Raw genomic sequence first — 25,033 nt, forward strand, 5'->3', positions numbered from 1 at the left:
CTCCGCGGGGATCATGTTGCCGGCCGGACACGCAAAAACGGCCCTCCCGGTCCGCCGCATGCGGTAGCCTGCGGCAGGCCGGGAAGGCCGTCATGGTGCGAAGCAAGTTGCTTAGGCGGCCAGTGCTGGGACCACCAGAGCTTAGGCCTCCAGGACCACCGGGATGATCAGGGGCTTGCGGCGGAGCTTGCGGTTGACCCAGGTGCCGACCACGCGGCGGACAACCTGCTGCAGCTGGTGCGTGGTGTGGTCCGAGCGGTTGAGCACGGCTTCTTCCAGGGCGGCGTTGATCTTGGGGATGATCTCGTCGAAGACGGAGTCGTCCTCGGCCACGCCGCGGGCGTGGATCTCGGGGCCGGAGACAACCTTGCCGGTGGCGCGGTGGATCACCGTGATGATGGAGATGAAGCCTTCATCGCCGAGCGTCTGGCGGTCCTTCAGGTCCGCTTCCGTGACTTCGCCGACACTGGAGCCGTCGACGTAGACGAAACCGACCTCGACCTGGCCGACGATGTCGGCCTGGTGGTCCCGAAGGTCGATGACGGTGCCGTTGTCCGCGAGGAGGATGCTTTCCTCGGGGACGCCGGACTCCAGGGCAATCTTGCCGTTGGCGATCAGGTGGCGCGTTTCGCCGTGCACCGGCATCGCGTTGAGCGGCTCCAGGATGTTGTAGCAGTACAGGAGCTCGCCGGCGGCGGCGTGGCCGGAGACGTGCACCTTGGCATTGCCCTTGTGGATGACGTCGGCGCCGAGCTTGAGCAGGCCGTTGATGATGCGGAAGACGGCGTTCTCGTTGCCCGGGATGAGGCTGGACGCGAGGATGACCGTGTCGCCCTGGCCGACCACGACGCGGTGGTCACCGTTGGCCATGCGGGACAGGGCCGCCATCGGTTCACCCTGGGAGCCGGTGGACATCAGCACGACGCGGTTGTCCGGCAGGTTATCGATGTTCTTGATGTCGACCAGGATGCCCGGGGGCACGTCGAGGTAGCCGAGCTTCTCGGCGATGGCCATGTTGCGGACCATTGAGCGGCCGACGAAGGCCACCTTGCGGTTGTGGTTGGCGGCGGCGTCGAGGACCTGCTGGACGCGGTGGACGTGCGAGGAGAAGGACGCGACGATCAGACGCTTGGAGGCCTGGCCGAAGAGCCGGTCAAGGGTGGGGCCGATTTCCTTCTCGGCGGTGGTGAAGCCCGGCACGTCGGCGTTCGTGGAGTCCGACATGAACAGGTCCACACCTTCTTCGCCCAGCTTGGCGAAGTGGCGGAGGTCGGTGATCCGGCCGTCCAGCGGCAGCTGGTCCATCTTGAAGTCGCCGGTGTGCAGCACGGTGCCGCCGGAGGTCCGGAGGAACACGGCGAGGGCGTCAGGGATCGAGTGGTTGACGGCCACGAATTCGCATTCGAACGGACCGAACTTCTGCACCTGTCCCTCGGTGACAGTCTGGGTGACCGGCTTGATCCGGTGCTCCAGCAGCTTCGCCTCGATGAGGGCCAGCGTCAGCCGCGAACCCACCAGGGGAATGTCTGCGCGCAGGCGCAGCAGGTAGGGAACGGCCCCGATGTGGTCCTCGTGGCCGTGGGTCAGAACGACTGCGACGATGTCATCGAGGCGGTTCTGGATGTAGGAGAAATCGGGCAGGATCAGGTCGACGCCGGGCTGGGTTTCCTCCGGGAAGAGGACGCCGCAGTCGACAATGAGCAGCTTGCCGTCGATTTCGAAAACGGTCATGTTGCGGCCGATCTCCCCCAGGCCACCGAGCGGAACGATACGCAGGGTGTCCTTGAGCAGTTTCGGCGGCGTGACAAGACCGGGAAGGGCGGTTTGGGTCATAATGCACTACTTTCCAGGCGGTTACCGGCCTGGTCTCTACTCGTCAGTTGGAACACCTGATCAGGAAAAGACCATTCCGGCTTCCGCCAAGTCCTCGCGGATGGTTTCGATCTCAGCTTCGTCCGGCTCCACGAGGGGCAAACGGACAACCGAGTTGGGCAGGACTCCCTGCCACTTAAGAACTTGCTTCGCAGCAACAGCACCCTGAATATGGGTCATCACTGCACGGACCATGGGGTCCAGTTCGAAATGTATGGTGCGGGCGGTGGCGAAGTCGCCCGCAAGTGCGGCATCGATCATGGCGCGGAACCGCCGCGACGCTACGTGCGCAGAGACGCTGACGAGCCCGACGGCGCCCGCTGCCATCCATGGCAGGGTCAGTCCGTCGTCGCCCGAGTAGACGTCCAGGTCAGTGTTCGCGAGGACCCGGGTGATGGCGGCGAAATCGGCCTTGGCGTCCTTAAGGGCCACAATGTTCGGGTGGTCCGCGAGCCGGATCATGGTTTCGGGCAGGATCGGCACGCAGGAACGGCCGGGAATGTCGTAGACCATCACGGGCAGATCGGCGGCGTCCGCGACGGCTTCGATGTGCGCCTGGATGCCGGCCTGGCTGGGCTTGTTGTAATACGGGGTGACGATCAGCTGGCCGTGTGCTCCGGCTTTGGCGGCGCGCTTTGCCATCTCAATCGAGTGCGAGGTGTGGTTGGTGCCGGTTCCGGCGATGACCTTGGCCCGGTCCCCGACGGCCTCCACGATCACCCGGAAGAGTTTTTCCTTCTCGTCGTCCTCCAGCGTGGAGGTCTCCCCCGTGGTGCCGGAAATAACGAGGGCGTCGTTGCCATCGTCGACGAGCTTGTTGGCCAGCTCGGCGTTCTGCTGGTAATCGACTTCACCGTCGGAAGTGAAAGGCGTGACCATGGCGGTCACGAGGGTTCCGAACGTGTAAGAGCGAGTATCAGAGTCAGCCATATGAAAAACGTTACCCTGTCCCCGGCGTGATGTGACAATGACGGCGACGTGATGAAGATCAAACCCGGTCCCGGGGCCTCATCCGTCGGCCGGACCGCGGGATGCCGGGGCAGCACGATTCCGGGCGGGACGTTCCTGGGCGTAGCGGTCCAGGGCGCTGTGCTGCAGGGTCGCGGTCAGCACTTCGGTCCCCGTGCCGGCCGCCTGCCGGAGCACCAGCCCGTCGGGTCCCCAGAAACCGCTCCCGCCGGCCGAGGGCCCACTGTCGGTGGTGCCGCCAAGGTTGGCCAGCACGCTGAACATCCGGTTGTCCATCGCCCGCGCACCAAGGTGCAGGGCCAGCCGGTGGTCCTCGCCGGCAGCGTAGAGGGCCGAAACAGCGTAGACGTCGGCGCCGGCCGTCGCGGCCTCACCGGCGTGGACCGGACGGGCTGCGTCCAGGCAGATCGCCAACGCGATCTTCCAGCCGTCGAGGTCCAGGATGACCGCCTGGTATCCGGCGCGGAAGAAAGGCTGCTCCGGGCCGTGGAGCCACACCTTGAAACCGGCTTCCAGCCCACCATTGGGGTGCAGGGCGAGCGAGGCCAGCCGGGGGGTGCCGTCCGCTTCCCGGAAAGGGGCGCCGACGACCGCGGTGATCCCGGTCCGCCGGCAGATTTCGCGCAGGCCGTCCAGCCGCGGGTCTTCGGCGGTGACCCACCGCTCCGGGTCCGCCAGCCCCTGGAGGTCGTAGCCGGTCAGGGAAAGCTCGGGGAACACCACCAGCCGGGCACCGTGGTCATCCGCGTCTTCGATGAGGCGGATATGTTCCGCCACATTGGCGGGAATGCCGCCGTCGAGGGCCGTGTACTGGATGGCGGAGAGCGTCAGCGCGGTGGTCACCCTGCCATCCTAGGCACTGCGCGCCGAGGCGGGCAGGTCAGCCAGGCTCAGTGCAGCCGGCGGGCGCTGCATCAGACCGCCGGGGCATCACCTCCGGGCGGGGTATCTCCTCCAGGCGGGGTATCTCCTCCAGGCGGGGCGGCGCAGTAGCGGCCGACTGCGGATTCCCGCAGCGACTCGGCCCACGCCGCGAGCCGCTGGGCTGCCCGCACGTAGTGGAACAGCTCTGTGGGGGTCAGGGACTCGAGGTCGGTCTCGGCGAGCCGCCGGGCCAGCTCAGCCCCCGGGGCCTGGGCGGAAAGGACGGTGCCCTCCCGCTGCCACTGGACATCCTCCGCGGATTCGCCGGCCACCAGCTGCCGGAAGAGGAAATCCACGACGCCGGGACTCATCGCCTTGAGGACACCGGACCCCGCGTCCGCGACGCGCTGTTCCGGGCTGGTGGAGCGGCGCGTCCCGGATGCGGGGAAGACGGGCTCTGGTGTGTTGTTCATGGGCCCATATTATTCGAATATATATTCGAACACAAGGGTGCCGCGCCCTACAGCTTGGGCAGGCTGCCGCACAGGCCAATATGAGACGATCGAGACATGACCCCGCGCGGAATTGCCTCCTCAGCCAGGACCGCCCGCGGCAGGGGCAGGGCCGGGCGTAAAGGCCGAGGCAGCAACACGCCCAGCCCCGGATCACGGCTGTCTGGCATCGACGCTGCCCGCGGGCTGGCCCTGCTGGGCATGATGGCCACCCACGTCTTCCCCACCTTCGAGGCCGATGCCCAGCTCACCCCCACCTGGGTGGGGCTCGTGTTTTCCGGACGCGCCTCGGCCTTGTTCGCCGTCCTCGCCGGAATCGGGCTGGCACTGTCCACCGGCAAACAGCAGCCGCTCCAGGGTCCGCAGCTGGGGGCGGCCCGCCGGGGTATTGCCCTCCGGGCGCTGGTGGTCGGCGCCGTCGGGCTCTCCATCGGCGGGCTCGAGGTGAACATCGCCATCATCCTGGTCCACTACGCCGTGTTGTTCCTCTGCGTGCTGCCATTCCTCGGCCTGGACGTCAGACACCTTCTGGTGCTGGCCGCCGGCTGGGTGTTGGTGAGCCCGGCGCTCGCCTTCCTGCTGCGGCCCTGGCTCCTCACCGCCGAGCCGCCCCTGCAACTGGGCCACAACCCCAAGTGGGACGATCTGTCCACCCCTGCAGTGCTCCTCGGGGACCTGTTCCTGACCGGCTACTACCCCGTCCTCCAGTGGATTGCCTATCTGCTGATCGGCCTCGCGATCGGCCGGCTGGCCCTGACATCAGCGGTGGTCCCGGTCCTGCTGCTGGCGGTGGGAACGGCAGTGGCAGTCCTGGCCAAGTTGTTCAGCGTGGTGATGATGGAGGACCTCGGCGGCCGCGCGGCGCTGCAGGCTTCCCTGCTCAATCCGTCGTACCCGTTAGAGAGCCTCCTGCAGGTCAACCTGGCGGGCGTGGACCAAACCGGCTCCGCCTGGTGGCTCGCCTCCAGCGCCCCGCATTCGGGCACCACGCTGGATCTGCTGCACACCTCGGGGGTGGCGGCCGCCGCCGTCGGCGTCTGCCTGCTGCTGGGCCGGCTGGTCCAGCGGACCGGGCTGGACGTGCTGCTCCCGCTGCGGGGTGCCGGCGCCATGACCCTGAGCTTTTACACGGCCCACCTGTGTGTAATGGCCTCGCTGTACGGCCAGCCGCTGCCGTCCGGGTGGACGGTTGAGGGCGTCTACTGGGCGCAGGCCGCGGCGATCCTGGTCCTGGGCGGAATCTTCGCGGCCCTGGCGTGGCGGGGGCCGCTGGAGTGGGTGGCGCATGCCGCCAACCAGCTCGGCCGCTACCAGCCGGCCCGCGTCCGGTAGCTTCCCCGGTGCCTGGCCTGCAGCTCAGGCCTGGCGGGATCCGGTGCGGTACAGCCGGACGGCGTCGCGCATCGAGGCGCGCGCCCGCTTGCGGTCGCCGGCGGCGTCATAGGCGCAGCTGAGCCGGAACCAGGAGCGCCAGTCCTCCGGCGCGGCTTCCGTCTCGGCACGGTATTTCTCGAATTCACGGTCCGCTGCCTCGCGGATGATCCGACCCGCAGGGGTGCGCGGCAGGTTGTCTTCCGGCAGGCCGCCCTCGGCGTCGAGGATTTTCGCCAGCCGTTCGGTCCGGGCGCCGAACAGCAGCTCGCGGACGAGCGCCCAGGCTCCGATCACCGGCAGGAGCAGATACGCCACACCAATGGCCTTGGCCACGGGGTTGGCGTCCGTCATCAACAGCACCGCGCGCTGGAAGGACACCACGAGGTAGAAGACCAGCAGGAGGGTGACGGCACCGACCCAGATCTTGGTGCGGTTGGCTTTGAACGCAGTCAGGACGTTGGCCACGGCGCTCAAAGCCCCAAATCCAGGTAGCCGTCCAGGCCCACGGTGAGGCCCGGATGGGAGGCCACGTTGCGCACACCCAGCAGCACGCCGGGCATAAACGAGGCACGGTCGAAGGAGTCGTGCCGGAGGGTCAGCTGCTCCCCCGGCCCGCCCAGCAGGACTTCCTGGTGCGCCACGAGGCCGCGGAGCCGGACGCTGTGGACGCGGACGCCGTCGACGTCGCAGCCGCGCGCGCCGGGGAGCTCACTCGTGGTGGCGTCGGGGCTGGCCGGGAGGCTTGCGGCTTCCCGCTCGGCGGAGATCAGCTGCGCGGTGCGCACGGCCGTTCCGGACGGGGCGTCCACCTTGTCCGGGTGGTGCAGTTCGATGATTTCCACCGATTCGAAATAGCGCGAGGCCTTGGCCGCGAAGGCGGAGGCCAGGACCGAGCCGAGCGCGAAGTTCGGCGCGATCAGGACCCCGACGCCGGCCTGGCCGGCGAGGAGCTCCTCGAGCCGGCCCAGCTTCTCCGCATCCCAGCCGGTCGTGCCCACGACGGCGTGCATGCCGTGCTCGACGGCGAATCGGACATTCGCCTCGGTGCTCCCGGGGACCGTCAGATCCACCACGACCCGGGCTCCGGCGTCGACGAGGGTGTCCAGGGAGTCGTTCCGGCCCAGCGCGGCGACAAGTTTCAGGTCCGCGGCGGCCTTGACGGCGGTCACCGCTTCGGCGCCCATGCGCCCGTTCGCGCCCAGCACGGCGACTGCGAGTTGTTCGGTCATGCCATCAACCCTACCGCCGGGGCGGGTGCCCGCCTGAACCGGCGGCCCGGCGTTACAGGCCTGCCGCGCGGTGCTGATCCCGTGATGTGGGCCGGGCTATTCGCCCGCGCCGACCCACTCGACCGTGCCGTCGGTAAAGAACTGTTCCTTCCAGATCGGCACCTGGGCCTTGACCCGGTCCACGAGCTCCGAGCACACCGCGAAGGCCTGGCCCCGGTGCGCGGCGGAGACGGCGCAAACCAGGGCGGGGTCCCCGATCTCCAGCATCCCGATCCGGTGCGCCACCCAGATCCGCACCGGCTGGGCCGGTGCGCTGCCGGGACCGGCTGCGTCTGTCCCGGCGGCCTGTTCGGCGACGAGCTGCGCGACGACGTCGGCCATCACCTGGTGCGCCGTCGGGTGCGCGCTGTAGCTGAGCCGCCGGACCGGTTTGCCGCCGTCGTGGTTCCGGACGACGCCGCTGAAGCTGACCACCGCGCCTGCGGTGTCCGATTCGACCGCGGCGATGGCCTGGTCCACGGAGATGGGTTCGGCGCTGAGCACGGCGTTCAGCACGTCAAAAGTTGAGTCAGTGGCCATGGCTGCCCTCCAGCTGGTCGCACAGGTGTCCAAGGATGGGATCCAGCACGCTGAGGCCGTCCATCACACCCTTCGGGGATCCGGGGAGGTTGACGATGAAGGTCTGGCCCGCGGCGCCGGCGTGGCCGCGGCTGAGCATCGCCATCGGGGTCTTGGCGGTCCCGGCCCCGCGGATGCCTTCCATGATGCCCGGGATCTCCCGGTCCAGCAGGGGCAGGGTCTGCTCCGGGGTGGCGTCGGTGGGGCTGAGCCCGGTGCCGCCGCTGGTGATGATGACGGCCGGCGCCTGGGTCAGGAGCGCGCGCAGGGCTGCGCCCACGGCCTCGCCGTCCGGGACCACGAGGGCCGGGTAGGCCTCGAAGCCGTGTTCGGTGAGCCAGTCGATGATGACGGGTCCGGTCAGGTCCTCATAGATGCCGGCCGCGGCCCGGGTGGAGGCGATCACGACGCCGGCCTTCCGCCCGGTAGCTTCGCCGTGCCGGTGTGGTTCGGGCATGCTCATCGTGTCCAGTCCCCGCTCTTGCCGCCGCTTTTGGCCAGCACCTTGATATCCGTCAGCACCGCGTGTTTGTCCACGGCCTTAATCATGTCGTACACGCTGAGCGCGGCCACCGAGGCCGCGGTCAGGGCTTCCATCTCGACGCCGGTGAGCCCGCGGGTCTTGACCGTGGCGAAGACGGTGACCGTGTCGGTGTCGAGCTCGAAGTCGACAGTGACCTTGGCGATCGGCAGCGGGTGGCACAGCGGGATCAGGTCCGCGGTCTTTTTGGCGGCCATGATCCCGGCGACCCGGGCGACGGCGAGGGCATCGCCCTTGGGCAGGTCCCCGGCGCCGAGCAGGGTCAGGACCTCGGCGGTGCTGCGGACCGTGGCCGTGGCGGTTGCCTCGCGGGTGCTCTCGGCCTTGTTGGACACGTCGACCATCTGGGCCGTGCCGTCCTGCCGGAGGTGGGTCAGGCCTGGGGTTCCCGTTGCGGGGTTTTCTTCGTTCACAGCATCCATACTTCCACCTCGGCGCCTTCGGCGAGCGCGGCAATTCCTTCCGGGACCTGGATCAGGGCGTTGGAGTGCGCCAGAGCGCTGACGAGGTGCGAGCCGGCGCCTCCTTCCAGCCGGACGGTGCCGTCGGCCAGGACCGTGCCGCGCCGTACCTGGTGCTTGCCGGCCGGGGACGCCAGCGCCTCGGCCAGCCGTGCCCTGACCACGGGGCGCTGCGCCGGCGAGCCGAAGAGGTCGCCGAGCGCGGGCCGGAGGAACATCTCGAAGGAGACGAGGCAGCTCACGGGGTTCCCCGGGAAGCCGAGGACCGGGACGCCGTCGAAGGTTCCGATCCCCTGCGGGCCGCCGGGCTGCATCGCGACGCCGAAGAAGTCGACGTTGTGGCCCTCCATCGCCTGCCGGACCACCTCGTACGCGCCCTTGCTGACACCGCCGGTGGTGACGATCAGGTCCACGTCCGCCGCATGCCGGCGCAGCAGGCCGGCGAGTTCCTCGGGGCGGTCCGTGGAGATCCCGGTGCGGGTGACGTTGAGGCCGGCCTGTCGCATGGAGGATTCCAGCAGGGTGGCGTTGGAGTCGTAGATCTTGCCGGGACCCAGGGGGCTGCCCGGTTCCACAACCTCGTCGCCGGTGGTGACCAGCAGGATCCGCAGCGCCCGGTAGACCGGGACCCGGGTGAGTCCCAGGGCGGCCAGCAGCCCCAGCTGTCCGGGTCCCAGGTAGGTTCCGGCGGCCAGGGCCAGCTCCCCGGTGCGGATGTCGCTGCCCGCGTCGCGGATGAAGTTCCTGGCCGGGACGGCGGGCAGCCGGACCGTGGCCGGCACGCCGGGCGCGGGGAAGACCGGCGGCAGGGCCTGTTCGATCGGTACTACGGCGTCCGCGCCGGGCGGCATCATGGCGCCGGTCATGATCGGGGCGGCTGTCCCGGGGGCCAGTTCAGGGGGCGCGGCACCGGCCGGCACGGGCCCGGCAACGCGGAGTTCAGTGCCGCCGTCGGGCACGTCGGCGCTGCGGATGGCGAAGCCGTCCATCTGCGAATTCGGGAACGGGGGCAGGTCCAGCGGAGCCACAACATCCTCCGCGAGTCCCCGGCCCAGTGCCGCGAGGAGCGGGAGCAGTTCAATCCGTTCCGGGCGGCGGAGCGGGGCCAGCAGCTGGCGGACGGACTCGCGGTGCGCTTCCACGGTGACGTGCCGTGTCTGGGTGCGGTGCATGCGTTGGTGACCCCTCGTCGTGAGCCATTGGCTTGGCTCGCCGGCCCGGCTCCCCGGCCCGGCGTGGTGGCCGGGCGGTTAGGACTTCACGTCAACTCTAACCGTGTGAAAGCCGGTGGCCCCGTTGGGCGCCACCGGCGCGCGGTCCTCCACCTGCGCGGCGCCGTTGAGGTCCGTGGCGCGCACCTGGACCTCGTACTGGCCGGGAGTCAGCGGCAGCTCCAGTTTCCACTGGTACCAGGTGTCCTGGGAGATCCCGGGAGCCAGCTCCGCCTCCTGCCACGCGCCGCGGTTGACCCGGAGCTCCACCCGGCCGATCCCGGTGTGCTGGGCCCAGGCGACCCCGCCGAATGCCACCGTCCCGGCGCTCGCGGAGCGGCCGTCGCGGGGCACATCGATGCGGGAGGAGGTCTTGATGGGTCCCCTCTCGCTCCAGCCGCGGGGCGTCCAGTAGCCGACGTCGTCCGCGAAGCGGGTCACCTTGAGCTCGGTCACCCACTTGGTCGCCGATACGTAGCCGTAGAGGCCGGGGACGATCAGCCGGACCGGGAAGCCGTGCTCCAGCGGCAGCGGTTCGCCGTTCATCCCAACAGCCAGGAGCGCGTCCCGGTTGTCCGTCAACACCTCCAGCGGGGTGCCGGCGGTCCAGCCGTCCGCGCTGCGGGAGAGGACCATGTCCGCGCCGTCCTTCGGGCCGGCGAGGGCCAGCAGTTCCCGGACCGGCCAGCCGAGCCAGCGGGCGTTGCCGATCAGGTCCCCGCCCACCTCATTGGAGACGCAGGCGATGGTGATGTGCCGTTCGATCAGGGGTTTGCCCAGCAGCGCTCCGAAGTCCAGAGAGATCTCGCGCTCCACGAGGCCGGTGACCTTCAGTGCCCACTGGGCCGGGTCCACCACCGGGACACGCAGTGCAGTGTCGATCCGGTAGAAATCCCTGTTAGGGGTCACCAGCGCGCCCACCCCGTCCAGCCGGACCTCGGCTCCGGCCGGGACCGGCGGAGCCGGTGACACGGGAACCGGGAGCGCCAGCTTGCTGCGCACTTCATTCACGACGGCGGCCGCTCCCCGGAACGTCGCGGCGAGCACACCGGCGGCCACGGCGACGACGGCCGTTCCCCCGAGCGCCTGGAAGAAACGGCGGCGGGATGGAGGCTGCGCCGTGGGGGCAGCGTCATCGGGCGGCGGCCCGGCTTGCGGCGGTCCGGCTTCGGACTGCCACTCCCCCAACCGGCGGATCAGCCAGCGCAGCAGGATCATGCCCACGACGGCCGCGAGCAGCGGGACCGGGACCGCGTTCCCCGTCAGTTCAGCCCGGCCCAGGACGGCCGCCACCCCCACTACGCCGAATACCGCGATGACGGCTACCCCGGCGAAGCGGCGCCGCAGCTCCCTGATCCCGGACAGCGCAGCCAGCGCGGCAATGAGGAGCCCCATGCCGGCCAGCAGGGCGATCTTGTCCGCCGTGCCGAAGAGCGAAATGGCCCAGTCCTTGACTCCCGGCGGGACCACATCGATCACGGCGCCGCCGACGGCGGTCACCGGCGAGAGCGAGGGGCTTACGAGTCCTGCCGCGAGCTCCCCCAAGGCAAGCCCGGTACCGACGGCCACGACTCCGGCGGCGGCCGCCCAGCCGGTAGCTTGCCGGTCCGTAATACGCGGCCCCGGGGTGTGCGGGCCGGGGGTTGGAAGTGTGCCCGGCTGCCCGTGCTGGGAGGTGTTCACTCCTCCAGCATAGATTCGCACCGTCCCGGCCGTATGACCCATGCATGATCCACGGCATCGGGAACCCGGCGGGACCCCCACGGTGCAATCGCCGGGCTCAACAGGAGTGATGCCGGGGCCGAGGTGGCGTAGCCTGACATTATGAGTGTTCAGCTTGGTATGCCCCAGCCCCGCGCGGAGGACAGTTCCGGCGCGGGCACTTCCGGCCCGCAGCTGGCCGGGCGCCCGGACGGAATGCCCGCCGGTCTCGTCGACCGCTACGGCCGCCGCGCCACCGATATGCGGCTGTCCCTGACGGACAAATGCAATCTGCGCTGCACCTACTGCATGCCCGCCGAGGGCCTGGAGTGGCTGTCCAAGCAGGCGGTGATGTCCGCGGAGGAAATTGTCCGGATCGTCCGGATCGGCGTCGACATGCTGGGCGTGCGCGAGCTGCGGCTCACGGGCGGGGAACCGCTGGTCCGGGCCGACCTGCTGGACATCATTTCGGCGCTCCGCCGGGCCCACCCGGATCTTCCGATCTCCATGACCACGAACGCCGTCGGGCTGGACAAGAAAGCCGCAGGGCTCAAGGCCGCCGGGCTCTCCCGGATCAACGTCTCGCTGGACTCCCTCCATGAGGAAACGTTCACCCAGCTGACCCGCCGCCCCTTCCTAAACAAGGTCCTGGCCGGCGTCGACGCCGCCTGGGCCGCCGGACTGGGCCCCGTGAAACTCAACGCCGTGCTGATGCGCGGCATCAACGACCTCGAGTCCCCGGCACTGCTGGCCTGGGCGCTGGACCGCGGGTATGAGCTGCGTTTCATCGAGCAGATGCCGCTCGACGCCGACCACGGCTGGACCCGCCGGAACATGATCACCGCTGCGGAGATCCGCGGGCTGCTCTCGGTCGATTACGTGCTCAGCGCCGATCCTCGGGACCGCGACGGCGCCCCGGCGGAACGCTTCGAGGTCCGGGCCCGCGTGCCCGGCACGGCCGAGGCGGCCGGGCCCGTGCTGGGAACCGTGGGGATCATCGCCTCGGTAACCGAGCCGTTCTGTTCCGATTGCCGCCGCACCCGCATCACGGCCGAGGGCAAGATCATGAGCTGCTTGTTCTCCCGCGAGGAAGTGGACCTGCTCGGGCTGCTCCGCGAGGGCGCCAGCGACGAACAACTCGCCGGGCGCTGGCAGGACGCCATGTGGATCAAGCCCAAGGCCCACGGCATGGACCATGTCGGTCTGGACGCCCCGGACTTCGTCCAGCCGGACCGCAGCATGAGCGCCATCGGAGGCTGAACCACCTGTGAACGTACGTTATTTCGCTGCCGCGCGCGCTGCCGCCGGCGTCGACGAGGAACGCTTTGAGCTCCCCGCGGATGCCACCGTCGCCTCGCTGCTGGAGGCGATCCTCGCCGTCGAGCGCCCGGAGCCCCCGGCGGGAACACCCCCGCTGGCACGCCTGCTGTCCCGGAGCAGCTTCCTGCTCAACGAGGTGGCGGTGCGGAACCGTGCAGCGCAGCTGTTGCCGGACGACGTCGTCGACGTGCTGCCGCCGTTCGCCGGCGGCTAGGCGACCAGGCCAACCGGGCCGTCACGACAGGGACTTCACGACAGGGCACCTCACGACAGGGCATTTCAGGACATCCCAGGGGCGGCGGCATCCGCCGGCAGAGCCGCGGTGCCAAGAGCCAGGCCCAGCAGCGCGCTTCGGCTCCGGACGCCGCAAGCGGCAAAGACCAGTTTGAACTGGTCCTGCACCGTGTAGGGGCGGATCCGCAGTGCCGCTGCCAGCTCCGCGGTGTTGAGTCCGGCGGCGGCGAGGCCCAGGAGACGGTGCTGCTGCGGGGTCAGGGCAAAACAACGGGCGAACACCTCCAGCCGCTCCACCGCCGGGCATTCCTGGATGGTCACCGCGAGCGGAGGGGCTGCCCCCAGCCGGCCCGGGTCCATCCGGGTGGAGCGCAGTAGCGCCCAGGCGCCGAGGCCCACGGGGACACGCGACATGGCCGGGCGGGAGTCCACGCCGGCTTCGGTTGCCAGCAGTTGGGCGGCGACATTGAGCACTTCCGCCGGAACGCCCTCATATGGCCGCGGCCCGCGCTGCAGCAGCCCCAGCCAGTCGCTCGCCGAGGCCGTCTGTCCCACGACAGCCAGCCCCTCGTCCAGGGTCAGCACCGCCTGGGGCGGCAGGGGCTTCCGGACGGCCTGCCACGCTGGACCGCTCCCCTCCGCCTCCCGCCGGCACTGTGCCGCCCGGCTCCGGCGCAGGCCGGCAGCCAGCAGCGGCGCCGCGGTGGCCAGATAGTCGGTCTCCGGCTCAGAGAAGGTGCCCTCCTCCCCTGCCCGCCACAGGTCCAGCCAGCCCCAGCAGCCATGTTTGTCAGCGAACACCGTGGAGAGCATGTCCGTCACCCCGTAACGGGCCAGCAACCCGTTCCACACGGGGCTGCGCTCCGGACGGCCGCCGGTGGCCACCAGCAGGGTCGTGGCTGGCCGGACCTGCCCCATCAGGGCCGTCCACCGGCCCTCCGGAGTCAAGTACTTGAGCCGGATCAGCTCCGGCAGCTCTTCCGGGCAGGGGATCCTGGCCATCGGCGAGGTGCCGGTGGCCGATTCGGGATCCGACAAGGGCCAGGCAAAGGCGCTGAACGGCACCATCCGGCCCAGTTCCGCCAGCACTCCCCGGCGCAGTTCCCTGTCATCGAGCACCTCCCGGCAGAGTTGCCCGATGCGTTCCAGGCTCCGGCTCAGCGCCCAGCTGGTGGTCATGAATTCAGTATGCCCCCCACCAGATTTCTGGGATACCGCACGTTGTCCGGCCGCGCCTAGCGTGGAATATCCCTGCAGACAAAGAAGCAGGCACGGAATGGAAACGGAAGGACTGAGTGCGATGTACACCCTGCAGATAGAGCACCGGATCAAGGATTTTGGCCTGTGGAAGGCAGCGTTCGACCGTGACCCGGTAAACCGCACGGCGTCGGGGGTCACCGCGCACCGGATCAGCCGCCCGGTGGACGATCCACACTATGTGGTGGTCGAACTCGATTTCGAGCGCCGCACCGAAGCGGAAGCACTCCTGGCGAACCTTCAGGCGAACGTCTGGACTTCCAGCACCGCGGCCCCGGCTCTGCAGGGTGCCCCGAAGACCTCAATCCTGGAGTCTCAGGCCTCTGACCCGACAGCCGGCAGCTACGCCACCGCCAGCGCCTCCCGCACGGCGTCCGCGACGGCGGCAGCGCCCGCAACGCCCATGATGATCGTGTAGTGGTTGACGTCCGGGATCTCGCGGACGGTCAGGGCCGGCAGCTTCTCCGCCCAGGCATCCAGATAGCCGGGCCCGTACAGGCCGCCGGGCTCGTCCAGCAGCCCGCGGGGCGCCCGCAGCACCAGGGTCTCCACCGCGAGCTCATCCAAGGCTTTCAGGAGCGAGGGGCCGCGGTGCAGTTCGGCGGTGTCGTCCGCCATCGCCTCGTAGCGCGTGGCCGGCCGGAGCACGGGTTCCTCGCCGGTGAGATCGTAGTCGACGTACTCCTCCACCAGCGGACTCCAGTCCGCGCTGAAGGCCGGATGCTGCTTCCAGTAGCTGCGGTAGGCCTCCCGGCTGGGGAAGATGGCGTTCAGCCGCTCGGCCGCCGGTCCCAACACAGTGGCGATGACCTGCTCATCACTGAGTTCCGCCGGAACCTGCAGCGGCAGTCCGCCGTCGACCAGAACGAGGGACCGCACGCGCTCCGGGAACAGGTTCGCGAGCACCACGGAAACGAAGGCGCCCATCGAATGGCCCACCACGACCACCGGCCCGGTGCTAAGGGCGTCCAGCACGGCCGCGAGGTCCTCGGCGTGGGAAGGCATGCCGTACGGCGCGGGCAGCGCGTTGCTGCGGCCCCGGCCCCGCAGGTCCGGGGCGATGATCCGGACGTCCGGCAGGGCCTCGGCCAGCGCAGGCCAGGCCTTGTGGGACGCTGTCACCCCGTGCACCGCGAGGATGGTCAGCGCCGCCGGGTCCTCGGGACCCCAGAGGGCGGTGTGCAGGGTTCCGCCACGGACCTCGACCTCGGTGGTGCGGTAATAGGAGGTGCTGGCTGGCTCGTTCATGGGGCTGTCCCTTCCAGGGTAGAGGCGGGGCCGGGGGTGGCGCCCGGTGTGGGGGCGAGCGCGCGTTCGATGAACTGCATCATTTCCTCAAAGACTTCCTCCGGGACATCCGGCCGGGCACCCGGTGCGGGTTCGGCGCCCTCCTCGTCCCACAGCACCCAGCGCATACCGATCAGCTCACCGATGCCCATCAGGGCCCAGGCCGCGACGGTGGGATCCATCTCCCGGACTTCCCCGCTGAGCTGCGCGGCTTTGAGCCCCTCGATGTAGCCGTTGACGATCCGGGTGTAGTGCAGCCGCAGCGCCCCGGGCGAAACGAACTCGGCCTGCCGGATGATCCGGTACAGCGCGGGGTGTTCCGCGGTGAACTTGAAGAAGGCCCGGAAGCCGGCACGTTCGGCCTCGAGCCGGGTGCCCGCAGAGCGGGCTGCTTCCGTCATGGCGTGCCGGACGCGCCGGTTCAAGTCCTCGACCACCTCATCGAAAATGGCCTGTTTGCCTTCGAAGTACAGATAGAAGGTGCCGAGGCCGACGCCGGCCTCCTCGGTGATTTTCACGATCGAGGCCTCGTGGTAGCCCACCGATGCGAACACCGTCTCGGCTGCCTGCAGCAGCTTGGCCCGGGTGCGGGTGCCCCTTGCGGTGCGCGGCACGGCGCTCACCGCCGGCCCCCGTCCGCGGGCAGGAACGCGTCCATGGCCGCGGGGTGGCCCGCCGGCCCGCGCCCGTCCAGCTGCTGCCGCAGCCGGGCGCGCAGCACCTTGTTCAGCGCCGTGCGCGGCAGCGCTCCGACGGTCTCGATCCGTCCGGGAACCTTGAACCGCGCCAGCTGGGCCGCGCAGTGCTCGAGGAGTTCCTGTTCATCCGTGGCCATGCCGGGGCGGATCACCACAAAGGCCACGCCGGTTTCGCCCCAGCGCCCGTCCGCCACGCCGACGACGGCGGCCTGCGCCACCGCCGGGTGGGCCAGCAGCGCCGCCTCGACCTCCGCGGGGGCGACGTTTTCGCCACCGGAGATATAGATGTCCTTGAGCCGGTCCACAACTTTGATGTAGCCCTCGGCGTCGCGCTCCACCAGGTCACCGGTGCGCAGCCAGTCCCCGGCCAGGACGGCGGCAGTCGCGACGGGGTCGCGGAAGTAGCCGGCAAAGACCCCCGGACCGCCCACCAGCAGTTCCCCGGAGGCGGCACCCTCCAGGATCTCCCCGGTCACCGGATCGGCCACGGCGACAGCGACATGCGGGTACGGTTTGCCCGAGTAACCCACCATCCGGGCAGCATCCTCGTTGGCCAGGCAGAGCACGTTGGGCGATGCCTCGGTCAGTCCGTAGCCCTGGCTCAACGCCACTCCCCTGCGGTGCCAGATCCGCAGCAGCGGCGCCGGCATGGGCGCCCCGCCCACCACGGCGTGCCGGAGGCTGCCGAGCTCGGCGGAGGCGAAGTCGGGGTGTTCGGCAAGCATCAGGTACTGGGTGGGGACACCCATCAGCATGGTGACCCGGCGCTCGGCGATCAGCTGCAGGACCCGGCCGGGTTCGAAGCCGCGCTCCAGCACCACGGTGGCGCCGGTCCACCAGGCAAGCAGCGGCTGGATGTTCCAGCCGCCGACGTGGAACTGCGGCAACACGGCCAGCACCACGTCGGTGCTGCCCAGGTCCATGGTCCGGGACAGTGAGAGGTTGGTCCAGAAGCAGTTGGCATGGGTCAGCACGGCGGCCTTGCTGGCCCCCTCGGTGCCGGACGTAAAGACCATCAGCAGGGGGTCGTCGTCGCGGACTTCCCGCTGCGCTCCAGGCCTGGGGGCGTCAAGCCCACGGACATCCGGCCCTGCGGTGCCCGCAGCGGGCACCGGGGCCGGCAGTCTCCGGGACGGCGGCGGCACGGACTTTTCGGCCCCGCCGGGGCCCAGTGCGGCGGTCCGGGGCCGGTGCGCCAGCAGCGTGCACGCGCCCGCGGCGAGGGACTCCAGTTCGTCCTCCACAAGTAGGAGCTGGGGGTCGGCGAGCTCAAGCTGCGCGGCGAGTTCCCGGGGGGAGAGCCGCCAGGACAGCGGGACAAGGACGAGGCCCGCCTTGGCGCAGGCGAAGAACACCACCACGTGGTCCGAGCTGTTGCCGGTCAGGGTTGCGATCCGGTCCCCGGTCACGTAGCCGGCAGCCGCCAGACCGGTGGCAAGGCCGGCTGCCCGGCGCTCCAGCTCGCCGTAGCTCAGCGTGCAGCCGCGGTCGTCGACGGCGATCCGCTGCGGAGTGGCGAGGCTGCGGTCGGTGGTCCAGCGGCCCAGGGTGTGCAGTCCGTCAGCCCGCCGGGGACCGGTTGTGCTGCTCATGCTGATTCCTCCAGGATCTCGCGGGACGTCGCGGTGCTGTTTTTTCCGGTGCTGTCATGTCCGGTGCTGTCTTGTCCGGTGGCCCGGAACCGCCGGTTGCGGCGCTGGGCCAGCCGCTGCGCCGTGCCCGTCAGGCCGCCCGGCAGGAAGAGCACCACGAGGATGAACAGAGTGCCCAGGATGAACAATGGTTCCGACAACGGTATCCGCAGGATGTCCGGCAGCGCATCGATGGCGTCCGAATTCGCGAGGGTCGTGAGTCGCTGGTCCAGGATGGTGTAGAAGACGCCACCGATCACGGCGCCCCAGCGGGAGCCGACGCCGCCCAGGACCACCATCACGAGCAGGGTGATGGTCAGGTCGGCAGAGATGGCCCGCGGGACGGCGCCGCTCTGCAGAAGCAGGAACACCATGCCGATGATGCTGACCAGAACGGCGGAGACCACGAAGATCAGCAGCTTCACGAGGTACGGCTGCAGGCCCAGGACGCGGACGCGCAGTTCGTTCTCGCGGACCGCTGCGGCGACGTGGCCGGCGCGGGAGGACTGCACCCAGGTGACCACGATGAAGACGGCCACGAGCACCGCCAGGGCCATCCAGTAGAGGTTGCGGGTATTCACCACGCCCACCAGGAAGTCCGGCAGGTTGTCCGTGCGCAGCGTCAGGCCTTCATCTCCGCCGGTGGTGCCGTCCGGGTTGCGTCCCACGATCACCGAGCCGGCCTGTGCGAACGCGAGCGTGACCATCGCGAAGGGGATTCCGCTGACCCGCAGGCTGATGCTGCCCACCACGTGGGCCAGCACGATCACGACCAGCAGCGTCAGGCCCATCGCGGGAAGCAACGGGATATCCAAGTTTTCCAGGATGATCGCCAGCCCGTAGACCCCGGCACCGAAATACAGGGCATGGCCGAAGGAGAGCAATCCGGCAACGCCGAGCAACAGGTGGTAGGTCAGGGCCGCGGCGGCCATCAGCATGCACATGGCCAGCAGCTGCAGGGATCCCGGAGTGTAGGTGGGTCCGGGCAGCACCCCGGGCAGGGACAGGTTGAGCAGCGGCAGCAGGACCAGGAGCACGATTCCGGCGAGCCCGGCCGCGGCGCCGACGATCGTCCGGCGGGTCAGGCGCGGACGGTCCGGCGGAGTGGAGTTGCCGGCAGCCGCTGCCTGGCGGGTTCCCGCGGGGTTCCCGGCTGTGCTGCCGGCGCTGGGAGCTCCTTGGCTGGTGCTGTCAGTGCCGGTGGCGGCGGTGCCGTTGGTGTCGGCGGCGTCGGTGTCGGTGGTCATGAGGTTCTCCCGAGCAGGCCGGAGGGACGGAACAGCAGCACGAGCGCCAGGGCCAGCACGACGACGAAGTCGCCGGTACCGCCGAGGTAGAAGTTGGCGAACTGCTGCAGGACGGCGACCGCGACGGCGGCAATGGCCGCGCCGGTCAGCGAGCCCAGTCCGCCGATTACGGTGACGATGAAGGCGAAGATCAGCAGCGAACCGCCCAGCATCGGCGAGACGTAGCCGAAGTAGTGCGAGGCCAGGACCCCGCCGAGGCCTGCGGCGGCACCGCCGATGGTGAAGACGAGGGTGAAGGCCTTCCGGACGTCGATGCCGAGGGCCGTCACCATCGAGCGGTTCTCGACGCCGGCCCGGATGATCATGCCGTAGCGGGTGTTCTTCAGGAAGAACACCATGGCGAGCAGCACCAGGACGGCGGCGATGATGCAGACAAACCGGTCGTTGGGGACGCGGGCGCCCAGGATTTCGGTGGTGTCCTTGAACCAGGCAGGGCCCTGGATGAACACAGGATCTGTGCCCCAGATGCCGTCGAAGAGTGCCACCGCTGCGAGCGAGAGGCCCACCGTGATGAGGAGCTGCTCGATGTGCCGCTGGTACAGCCTGCGGATCAGGACGAATTCGGTGAAGGCGGCAAAGGCGGCCCCGGCAGCGGCTCCGACCAGCAGGGAGAGCAGGAACGTCCCCCAGTCGTCTGAGCCGGTGCGGCGGGCGACTTCCCAGCCGGCGAAGGCTCCGAGGGTCAGGAAGGCGCCGTGCGCGAAGTTGAGCACACCCATCAGCCCGTAGATCAAGGAGAGTCCGGCGGCGACGAGGAAGTACAGGGCGCCAAGGCCCAGGCCGGTGAAAAGCAGGAGGACGACGGTACTCACAGGGCGGCGCCTTTCCCGGCGGGGTTCTCAGCGGCGACACCCAGCAAGCGTTGGGTCAGCTCGGCGTCGTCGAGGAATTCCAGGGCGCTGCCGGTGTGGACCACCCGGCCGCCGGAGAGGACGACGGAGCCTTCGGCGAGCTGGCGCACAACGTGCAGGTTCTGCTCCACCAAAAGGATGGGGACGGTTTTCGCTGCTTCGGCGAGGGTCTCGGCGACCTCGGCGACGATTTTCGGGGCCAGGCCCTTGGTGGGTTCGTCGACGAGCAGGATCTTGTTCGTGTTCAGCAGCGCGCGGGCCAGCGAGACCATCTGCTGCTGGCCGCCGGAGAGAGTCCCGGCCATCTGCGCGGACCGGGCCAGCAGGTCCGGGAAAAGCTCCTCGACGAGCTGGCGCCGGGGTGCGTCATCGCGTTCGGCGAGCCGGAGGTTCTCCGCCACGGTGAGCTTGGAGAACACCTCGCGGTCCTCGGGCACGTAGCCCACGCCGCTGCGGATGATCTTGAACGTCGGCTCCTTCTCGATCCGCACGCCGCCGAGCTCCACGGCGCCGGTGCGGTCGATCAGGCCGATGATGGCCTTGATGGTGCTGGTCTTTCCGACGCCGTTACGGCCCAGCAGCGCGGTGATGCCGGTGGCCGGGACGGTAAAGGAGACGTCCTCCACGACTTGTTGTCCGGCGATATGGGCGCTGAGACCCTCAATCCTGAGGATGGGACGGGGGTCCGCTGCAGCGGTCATACGGGTTCTCCAAGGTAGGCACTCTGTACGGTCGGGTCCGACATCACGGCCTCCGGGCTGTCGAGGGCGAGCAGGCTGCCGTGGTGCATCACGGCCACCCGGTCCACGAGGCCCAGTACCACGTCCATGTGGTGCTCCACCATCATCACGGTGCAGCCGCGGTCCCGGTGCATTCCCCGGATAATCGCGGAGAGGGACGGGACGTCCCCCGACGCCACCCCGGCCATGGGCTCGTCCAGGAGGACGACGGCGGGATCCGTCGCCAGCAGCACGGCGATCTCCACCTTGCGTTTCTCGCCGTGCGAGAGGTCCCCCGCCGCCGTCGTGAGCTGGCCGGTGAGCCCGACTTCCGCGATGGTGCCGCGGGCAATCCGGGTGGCCTCGTCGGAGGCGGAGGGGAAGCGCAGGATACTGAAGCTGCCGCCGAGTTTCGCCTGGGCGGCGAGACGGACGTTTTCCAGCACGCTGAGCCGGGGAAACAGGTTGGAGGTCTGGAAGGTCCGTCCCAGCCCTGCCCTGGCCCGGCGGTGGATCGGCGCGGACGTGATCTCCCTGCCGTTCAGCGTGACGCTGCCCGCGGTGGGACGCATCACGCCGGAAATCAGGTTGAACAGGGTCGTCTTGCCGGCACCGTTAGGGCCGATGACGCCGACCATCTCGCCGGCGCCGACCGCGAAGCTCACATCCTGGAGGATGCGGGCACCGCCGATCTGCAGACCGAGGCCGTCCACCGCCAGGGCGGGCAGGGCTGGGGAATTCATTCGGATCCTTATGTCTCGCTGGGCCGTGAGGGTGGTGCGCGGCGCTGTGCGGTCTTGACCGGTGTGTCGTCCGGTGGCGGGCGGCACAGCGCCGCGTCGGGCTACTTCTTTTCCGGCGGGGCGACGATGTCGCCCGGGACCACCTTGATGAGCTCGGGGGCCCAGCTGCCGCCGGCCTGGACGAGCTTCACCTGGTACATGTCCTGGACCAGGGCATGGTCGGAGGCACGGACGGTTTCCTTGCCCTTGGGGCCGTCGAAGCTGAAGCCCTCGAGTGCCTTGACCATGGCATCGGCGTCGGAGCCGCCCTCCTTGATGGCCTGGACGATCATCTGGCCGGCGACGAAGCCGTCGGGGGTGAAGAGGTCCGCCTTTTGGCCGGCTTTCTCAACCGCGGCGATCATTTTCTTCTCCACCTCGGTGCCCGCGGCTCCCGGGAAGTAGTGGTTCAGGAAGCTGATCTTGGAGGTCGCCTCGCCGTAGGCACCGAAGGTGGCGGCATCGCCGAGCCCGGTGACAACCGGGGCGGTGTCGAAAGCGCCCTGCTGGCTCAGGGTCTGCCACATGGTCCCGGACGTGGCACCGGCCCATGCGACGAAGACCATGTCCGGCTTGGCATCAATGAGCTGGCGGGCGAAGGGGGTGAGTTCCTGTCCGTCCGGAACCAGGACGGCTTCCACGGTGGCGCCCTTGGCACCGAGGACAGCCTTGACCGCGGCGACGTTGCCCTGGCCGAAAGCGTTGTCCTGCGCGAAGACGACCACCTTCTTGCCGTTGGTGTCGATGAACGAGCCGGCGGTGGCGACGTCCTGCAGGCTCTGGCGGCCCGAGCGGAAGGTGTACTTGTTGATGCCCTGGATGGCGTCGGTGGCCGCCGGTCCGGAGATGTACAGCACCTTGTTCTGTGCGGCCTGTTCCGCCAGCTTGAGCGCGATGCCCGACGAGACCGTTCCGCCGATAATCTTGTAGCCCTGGCCGATCATGTCTTTGGCGGCCGTCACGGCCTTGTCCGGATCGCCGCCGTCGTCGGCGTAGGTGAGGTTGATCTTGGCGCCGTTGACGGCGCCGGTCCCGTCCGTGGCGTGGTCGATGCCCGCCTGCAGGCCTTCGTAGTAGGTGGCGCCGTAGGCTGCCAGCGGTCCGGTCTTGGAGTAGATGATGCCGACATTGACCGGTTCGGCGGCCGTGGTGCCGCCCGACTCGGCCGGCGCGGCGGTGCCGGCCGAGGGGGCACAGGCGCTGAGGGCGAGCCCGGTGGCCATCACGGCGGCCATCAGGAACTTCTTTGTATCCTTCACGGGATGCCTTTCGTTGAAACTCCCGCGGAAACTGGGCAGGAGATCTGAGCAGGAGAGCTGAGCAGGAGAGCTGACTGGAACTGCACTGAACCTGAAAGGTGATTCAGATTACGGCAAATCTATGATGCGGCTCACAGCGTGTCAACGGATTTCACGGGCGGCTTTGCAACGTTATGGCAACTTTTGGGCACGGCACGGCGCGGTGGCCGCGCCGGACAGCGGCATGACAGCAGCGCAGGGAGGCCAGATGGCTTAGGCGGAAACGGCGGCATCCTGGGCCGCGCGGCGGCAGACCGAGATCATGAGGGGCGTGAATTCGCTCGCGGAGCCCAGCCGGAGTCCGGCGCTGTGCGTCAGCACGCCGTCCTCCACCCGGAAGGTATGCCGGGACGTGCCGCGGTCGCTGCGCCGCTCCATCGTGAGGGTGCCCTCCTGCCAGCTGGCGCGGGCGGGCGCTTCCGGGGGCAGTCCCATGCTGTTGACGTGGTACCAGAGGGTGTCCGGACGGTCCGGGTCCATGGTGAAGACACCGTGGCCCTCGGAGCGGGTGCCGTCGGCTTCCGTGTGCCGGTAGCTGTGGGTGACGGCCAGCCCGGCGGCTGCCCGGGCAAAGGTCACTTCGACGGTGGCAACCCGCGCCGGCCCCCAGGGCGTGGCCTGCCACCGCGTGGTGCCGGTCCAATGCCCCAGGAATGTCTCAAGCGCCTCGTGTGCACTGCCTGGCAGCGGTCGGTCCATTTTTACCTTCCAGGGGTGCTCCCGAGCGACCCCGTCCCCATCATTCCGCGGCGCCGCCTGCCGTGTCTAGGGACGTCCCCGCCACCCGGGCAGGTGCAGGCCCGGTTCAGCGCCCTGCGGGGCCCACCGTCAGAGGCCGAAGGTCTCGGTTTCCTCGAAAGGACCCACTACCGTGACGGTCCGCGGGGCTGCTGCGAGTTCGCGGGCCAGCTCCTGGACCTCGGCGGCGGTGACGGCCTTGATCTGTCGCAGGGTCTCATCAATGTCCTGATATTCCCCGGAGACAAGTTCGGCGCGGCCCAGCCGGGACATCCGGGAGCCGGTGTCCTCCAGTGCCAGCACGATGCCGCCGCAGAGCTGACCGACCGCCTTGCGGAGTTCCTCCTCGGAGATGCCTCCCCCGGCCAGTTTGTCGAGTTCGGCGCCGAGCAGTTCCAGCACCTGCCGGACTTTCGACGGCGTGCAGCCGGCATACATGCCAAAGTAGCCGGCGTCGGCGTAGGAGGAGGCGAAGGAGTAGGTGGAGTACACCAGTCCCCGCTTCTCGCGGACCTCCTGGAACAGCCGGGAGGACATACCGCCGCCGAGCACGGCGTTGAGCACGCTCATGACGAAGCGGCGGTCGTCGGTGGCGACGATGGTGGGGCAGCCCATGATGATGTTGGCCTGCTCTACCGGGCGCTTGACTACGTGCAGGCCGGCCGTGCCGGTGATGGAGGCACGGTCGGTGGAGCGGCGCTGCACGGGCGCTGCGTCGGGCTCAAGGCTCCAGCCGGCGGAGTGCAGGGCATCGACGACGAGTCCGCAGACGACGTCGTGGTCCAGTCCCCCGGCGGCGGTGATAACGAGCTCGTCCGGGCGGTAGTAGCGGCGGTAGTGGTCCCAGACCGAATCGCGGGCGACGGCCCGGATGGCGTCCGGGGTGCCGCCGATCGGGCGGCCGAGCGGGTGGGTGCCCAGGACGGCGGCGACGAAGTGCTCGTGGGCGACGTCGGTGGGATCGTCGCTGTCCATCGCGATCTCCTCAAGGATGACGTCGCGTTCCTGCTCCATCTCCTGCGGATCCAGCACGGCACCGGTGATCATGTCCGCGATGACGTCGATCGCCATGGGAAGGTCTGTGTCCAGCACCCGGGCGAAGTAGCAGGTACTTTCCTTCGCCGTGGCGGCATTGGATTCCCCGCCGACTTCGTCGAAGGCCGAGGCAATCTCCAGGGCAGTGCGCCGCTGGGTGCCTTTGAACAGCAGGTGCTCCAGGAAATGGGTGGAGCCGTGCTGTCCGGGCGCCTCGTCGCGGGAGCCGACGCCGACCCAGAAACCAATGGTGGCCGAACGCTGGCCCGGCATCGCTTCGGTGAGCACCCGGACACCGCCGGGCAGGACCGAACGGCGCACCTCGGAACCGCCGTCGGCTCCGTGGATCAGGGTGTCAGCGTGCTGGTTCTGCTCAAGCGGCAGGGGGACGACAGTCATCAAGGCCTTTCAGTAAAAACATGCCAAATCTGCCTGCAATCGTACCAGCGGGACACCGCCCCAACGGTCCGGCTCCGGCAGCGCAGCCGGCGGCGACGGCAGCCGCCGTGGCCGCCGCCGTTAAC

The 25,033-nt window shown here is 69.2% G+C and carries 26 protein-coding genes; 4 read left to right on the forward strand and 22 right to left on the reverse strand.

Annotated features, from left to right (window positions below; all coding sequences use genetic code 11):
• Window positions 1-141: 141 nt before the first annotated feature.
• The 4 genes from AC50YC_RS11380 to AC50YC_RS11395 form a co-directional block, all read right to left on the reverse strand.
• Entirely contained in the window at window positions 142-1,833 is a 1,692-nt protein-coding gene (locus tag AC50YC_RS11380; RefSeq protein ID WP_354173757.1) for a ribonuclease J, read from the reverse strand.
• Between the two features lie 60 nt (window positions 1,834-1,893).
• The gene (dapA, locus tag AC50YC_RS11385) at window positions 1,894-2,802 is read right to left on the reverse strand and encodes a 4-hydroxy-tetrahydrodipicolinate synthase (RefSeq protein ID WP_494953626.1); all 909 of its coding nucleotides are present in this window, start codon (window positions 2,800-2,802) and stop codon (window positions 1,894-1,896) included.
• Window positions 2,803-2,880: 78 nt separating this feature from the next.
• Window positions 2,881-3,684, reverse strand: coding sequence for a carbon-nitrogen hydrolase family protein (locus AC50YC_RS11390; RefSeq protein ID WP_494953627.1), 804 nt, complete (start codon window positions 3,682-3,684; stop codon window positions 2,881-2,883).
• 71 nt (window positions 3,685-3,755) lie between these two features.
• Complete coding sequence (locus AC50YC_RS11395; RefSeq protein WP_494953628.1) at window positions 3,756-4,178, reverse strand: hypothetical protein; 423 nt, start codon at window positions 4,176-4,178, stop codon at window positions 3,756-3,758.
• A 96-nt stretch (window positions 4,179-4,274) separates the two neighbouring features.
• Between AC50YC_RS11395 and AC50YC_RS11400 the strand changes: the two genes are divergently transcribed.
• Window positions 4,275-5,549, forward strand: coding sequence for a heparan-alpha-glucosaminide N-acetyltransferase domain-containing protein (locus AC50YC_RS11400; RefSeq protein WP_494953629.1), 1,275 nt, complete (start codon window positions 4,275-4,277; stop codon window positions 5,547-5,549).
• 24 nt (window positions 5,550-5,573) lie between these two features.
• Here the strand turns inward: AC50YC_RS11400 and AC50YC_RS11405 are convergent, their stop codons facing one another.
• The 7 genes from AC50YC_RS11405 to AC50YC_RS11435 all read right to left on the reverse strand — a co-directional run bounded on the left by AC50YC_RS11405 (window position 5,574) and on the right by AC50YC_RS11435 (window position 11,376).
• Window positions 5,574-6,056, reverse strand: a complete 483-nt coding sequence (locus AC50YC_RS11405) for a hypothetical protein (protein ID WP_354173869.1) — start codon at window positions 6,054-6,056, stop codon at window positions 5,574-5,576.
• Between the two features lie 5 nt (window positions 6,057-6,061).
• Entirely contained in the window at window positions 6,062-6,820 is a 759-nt protein-coding gene (gene dapB / locus AC50YC_RS11410) for a 4-hydroxy-tetrahydrodipicolinate reductase (protein ID WP_494953630.1), read from the reverse strand.
• Between the two features lie 96 nt (window positions 6,821-6,916).
• Complete coding sequence (locus AC50YC_RS11415) at window positions 6,917-7,399, reverse strand: molybdenum cofactor biosynthesis protein MoaE (protein WP_494953631.1); 483 nt, start codon at window positions 7,397-7,399, stop codon at window positions 6,917-6,919.
• Window positions 7,389-7,901 carry a MogA/MoaB family molybdenum cofactor biosynthesis protein gene (locus AC50YC_RS11420; protein ID WP_494953632.1) on the reverse strand — a complete coding sequence of 171 codons (513 nt, stop codon included), beginning with the start codon at window positions 7,899-7,901 and terminating at the stop codon, window positions 7,389-7,391. The genes AC50YC_RS11415 and AC50YC_RS11420 overlap by 11 nt, the downstream gene beginning before the upstream one ends.
• The gene (gene moaC / locus AC50YC_RS11425; RefSeq protein WP_494953633.1) at window positions 7,898-8,401 is read right to left on the reverse strand and encodes a cyclic pyranopterin monophosphate synthase MoaC; all 504 of its coding nucleotides are present in this window, start codon (window positions 8,399-8,401) and stop codon (window positions 7,898-7,900) included. Before moaC ends, AC50YC_RS11420 begins: the two co-directional genes overlap by 4 nt.
• Complete coding sequence (locus tag AC50YC_RS11430) at window positions 8,389-9,612, reverse strand: molybdopterin molybdotransferase MoeA (RefSeq protein WP_494953634.1); 1,224 nt, start codon at window positions 9,610-9,612, stop codon at window positions 8,389-8,391. Before AC50YC_RS11430 ends, moaC begins: the two co-directional genes overlap by 13 nt.
• A 78-nt stretch (window positions 9,613-9,690) precedes the next feature.
• Complete coding sequence (locus AC50YC_RS11435) at window positions 9,691-11,376, reverse strand: molybdopterin-dependent oxidoreductase (protein WP_494953635.1); 1,686 nt, start codon at window positions 11,374-11,376, stop codon at window positions 9,691-9,693.
• 99 nt (window positions 11,377-11,475) lie between these two features.
• Between AC50YC_RS11435 and moaA the strand changes: the two genes are divergently transcribed.
• Window positions 11,476-12,612, forward strand: coding sequence for a GTP 3',8-cyclase MoaA (moaA, locus tag AC50YC_RS11440; protein WP_494953636.1), 1,137 nt, complete (start codon window positions 11,476-11,478; stop codon window positions 12,610-12,612).
• 7 nt (window positions 12,613-12,619) lie between these two features.
• Window positions 12,620-12,886: a MoaD/ThiS family protein gene (locus AC50YC_RS11445; RefSeq protein WP_494953637.1), complete on the forward strand. Its 267-nt coding sequence runs from the start codon at window positions 12,620-12,622 to the stop codon at window positions 12,884-12,886.
• Between the two features lie 65 nt (window positions 12,887-12,951).
• On the opposite strand, the gene AC50YC_RS11450 is transcribed toward AC50YC_RS11445, so the two are convergent.
• Window positions 12,952-14,085, reverse strand: coding sequence for a helix-turn-helix transcriptional regulator (locus tag AC50YC_RS11450; RefSeq protein ID WP_494953638.1), 1,134 nt, complete (start codon window positions 14,083-14,085; stop codon window positions 12,952-12,954).
• Window positions 14,086-14,182: 97 nt separating this feature from the next.
• Here AC50YC_RS11450 and AC50YC_RS11455 point away from each other — a divergent pair, with 97 nt between their 5' ends.
• Window positions 14,183-14,581 (forward strand): hypothetical protein, encoded by a 399-nt coding sequence (locus tag AC50YC_RS11455; protein ID WP_494953639.1) that lies wholly within the window; start codon window positions 14,183-14,185, stop codon window positions 14,579-14,581.
• Here the strand turns inward: AC50YC_RS11455 and AC50YC_RS11460 are convergent.
• From AC50YC_RS11460 to AC50YC_RS11505, 10 genes are all read right to left on the reverse strand, one after another.
• Window positions 14,506-15,411, reverse strand: coding sequence for an alpha/beta hydrolase (locus tag AC50YC_RS11460; RefSeq protein WP_494953640.1), 906 nt, complete (start codon window positions 15,409-15,411; stop codon window positions 14,506-14,508). The genes AC50YC_RS11455 and AC50YC_RS11460 overlap by 76 nt on opposite strands.
• Window positions 15,408-16,073: a TetR/AcrR family transcriptional regulator gene (locus AC50YC_RS11465; RefSeq protein WP_494953641.1), complete on the reverse strand. Its 666-nt coding sequence runs from the start codon at window positions 16,071-16,073 to the stop codon at window positions 15,408-15,410. Before AC50YC_RS11465 ends, AC50YC_RS11460 begins: the two co-directional genes overlap by 4 nt.
• Window positions 16,070-17,740, reverse strand: coding sequence for a class I adenylate-forming enzyme family protein (locus AC50YC_RS11470; protein WP_494953642.1), 1,671 nt, complete (start codon window positions 17,738-17,740; stop codon window positions 16,070-16,072). The genes AC50YC_RS11465 and AC50YC_RS11470 overlap by 4 nt, the downstream gene beginning before the upstream one ends.
• The gene (locus AC50YC_RS11475) at window positions 17,737-19,026 is read right to left on the reverse strand and encodes a branched-chain amino acid ABC transporter permease (RefSeq protein WP_494953643.1); all 1,290 of its coding nucleotides are present in this window, start codon (window positions 19,024-19,026) and stop codon (window positions 17,737-17,739) included. Before AC50YC_RS11475 ends, AC50YC_RS11470 begins: the two co-directional genes overlap by 4 nt.
• Window positions 19,023-19,898: a branched-chain amino acid ABC transporter permease gene (locus tag AC50YC_RS11480; RefSeq protein WP_494953644.1), complete on the reverse strand. Its 876-nt coding sequence runs from the start codon at window positions 19,896-19,898 to the stop codon at window positions 19,023-19,025. Before AC50YC_RS11480 ends, AC50YC_RS11475 begins: the two co-directional genes overlap by 4 nt.
• Window positions 19,895-20,638 (reverse strand): ABC transporter ATP-binding protein, encoded by a 744-nt coding sequence (locus tag AC50YC_RS11485; RefSeq protein WP_494953645.1) that lies wholly within the window; start codon window positions 20,636-20,638, stop codon window positions 19,895-19,897. The genes AC50YC_RS11480 and AC50YC_RS11485 overlap by 4 nt, the downstream gene beginning before the upstream one ends.
• Complete coding sequence (locus tag AC50YC_RS11490; protein ID WP_494953646.1) at window positions 20,635-21,399, reverse strand: ABC transporter ATP-binding protein; 765 nt, start codon at window positions 21,397-21,399, stop codon at window positions 20,635-20,637. The genes AC50YC_RS11485 and AC50YC_RS11490 overlap by 4 nt, the downstream gene beginning before the upstream one ends.
• A gap of 101 nt (window positions 21,400-21,500) precedes the next feature.
• Window positions 21,501-22,697, reverse strand: coding sequence for a substrate-binding domain-containing protein (locus tag AC50YC_RS11495; RefSeq protein ID WP_494953647.1), 1,197 nt, complete (start codon window positions 22,695-22,697; stop codon window positions 21,501-21,503).
• A gap of 252 nt (window positions 22,698-22,949) precedes the next feature.
• On the reverse strand, window positions 22,950-23,435 hold the full coding sequence (locus AC50YC_RS11500; protein WP_494953648.1) for a DUF1579 domain-containing protein: 486 nt from the start codon (window positions 23,433-23,435) through the stop codon (window positions 22,950-22,952).
• A 129-nt stretch (window positions 23,436-23,564) separates the two neighbouring features.
• Window positions 23,565-24,908, reverse strand: a complete 1,344-nt coding sequence (locus AC50YC_RS11505; protein ID WP_494953649.1) for a M16 family metallopeptidase — start codon at window positions 24,906-24,908, stop codon at window positions 23,565-23,567.
• Window positions 24,909-25,033: the final 125 nt, after the last annotated feature.

The sequence above is a fragment of the Pseudarthrobacter sp. MDT1-56 genome (assembly GCF_059383555.1).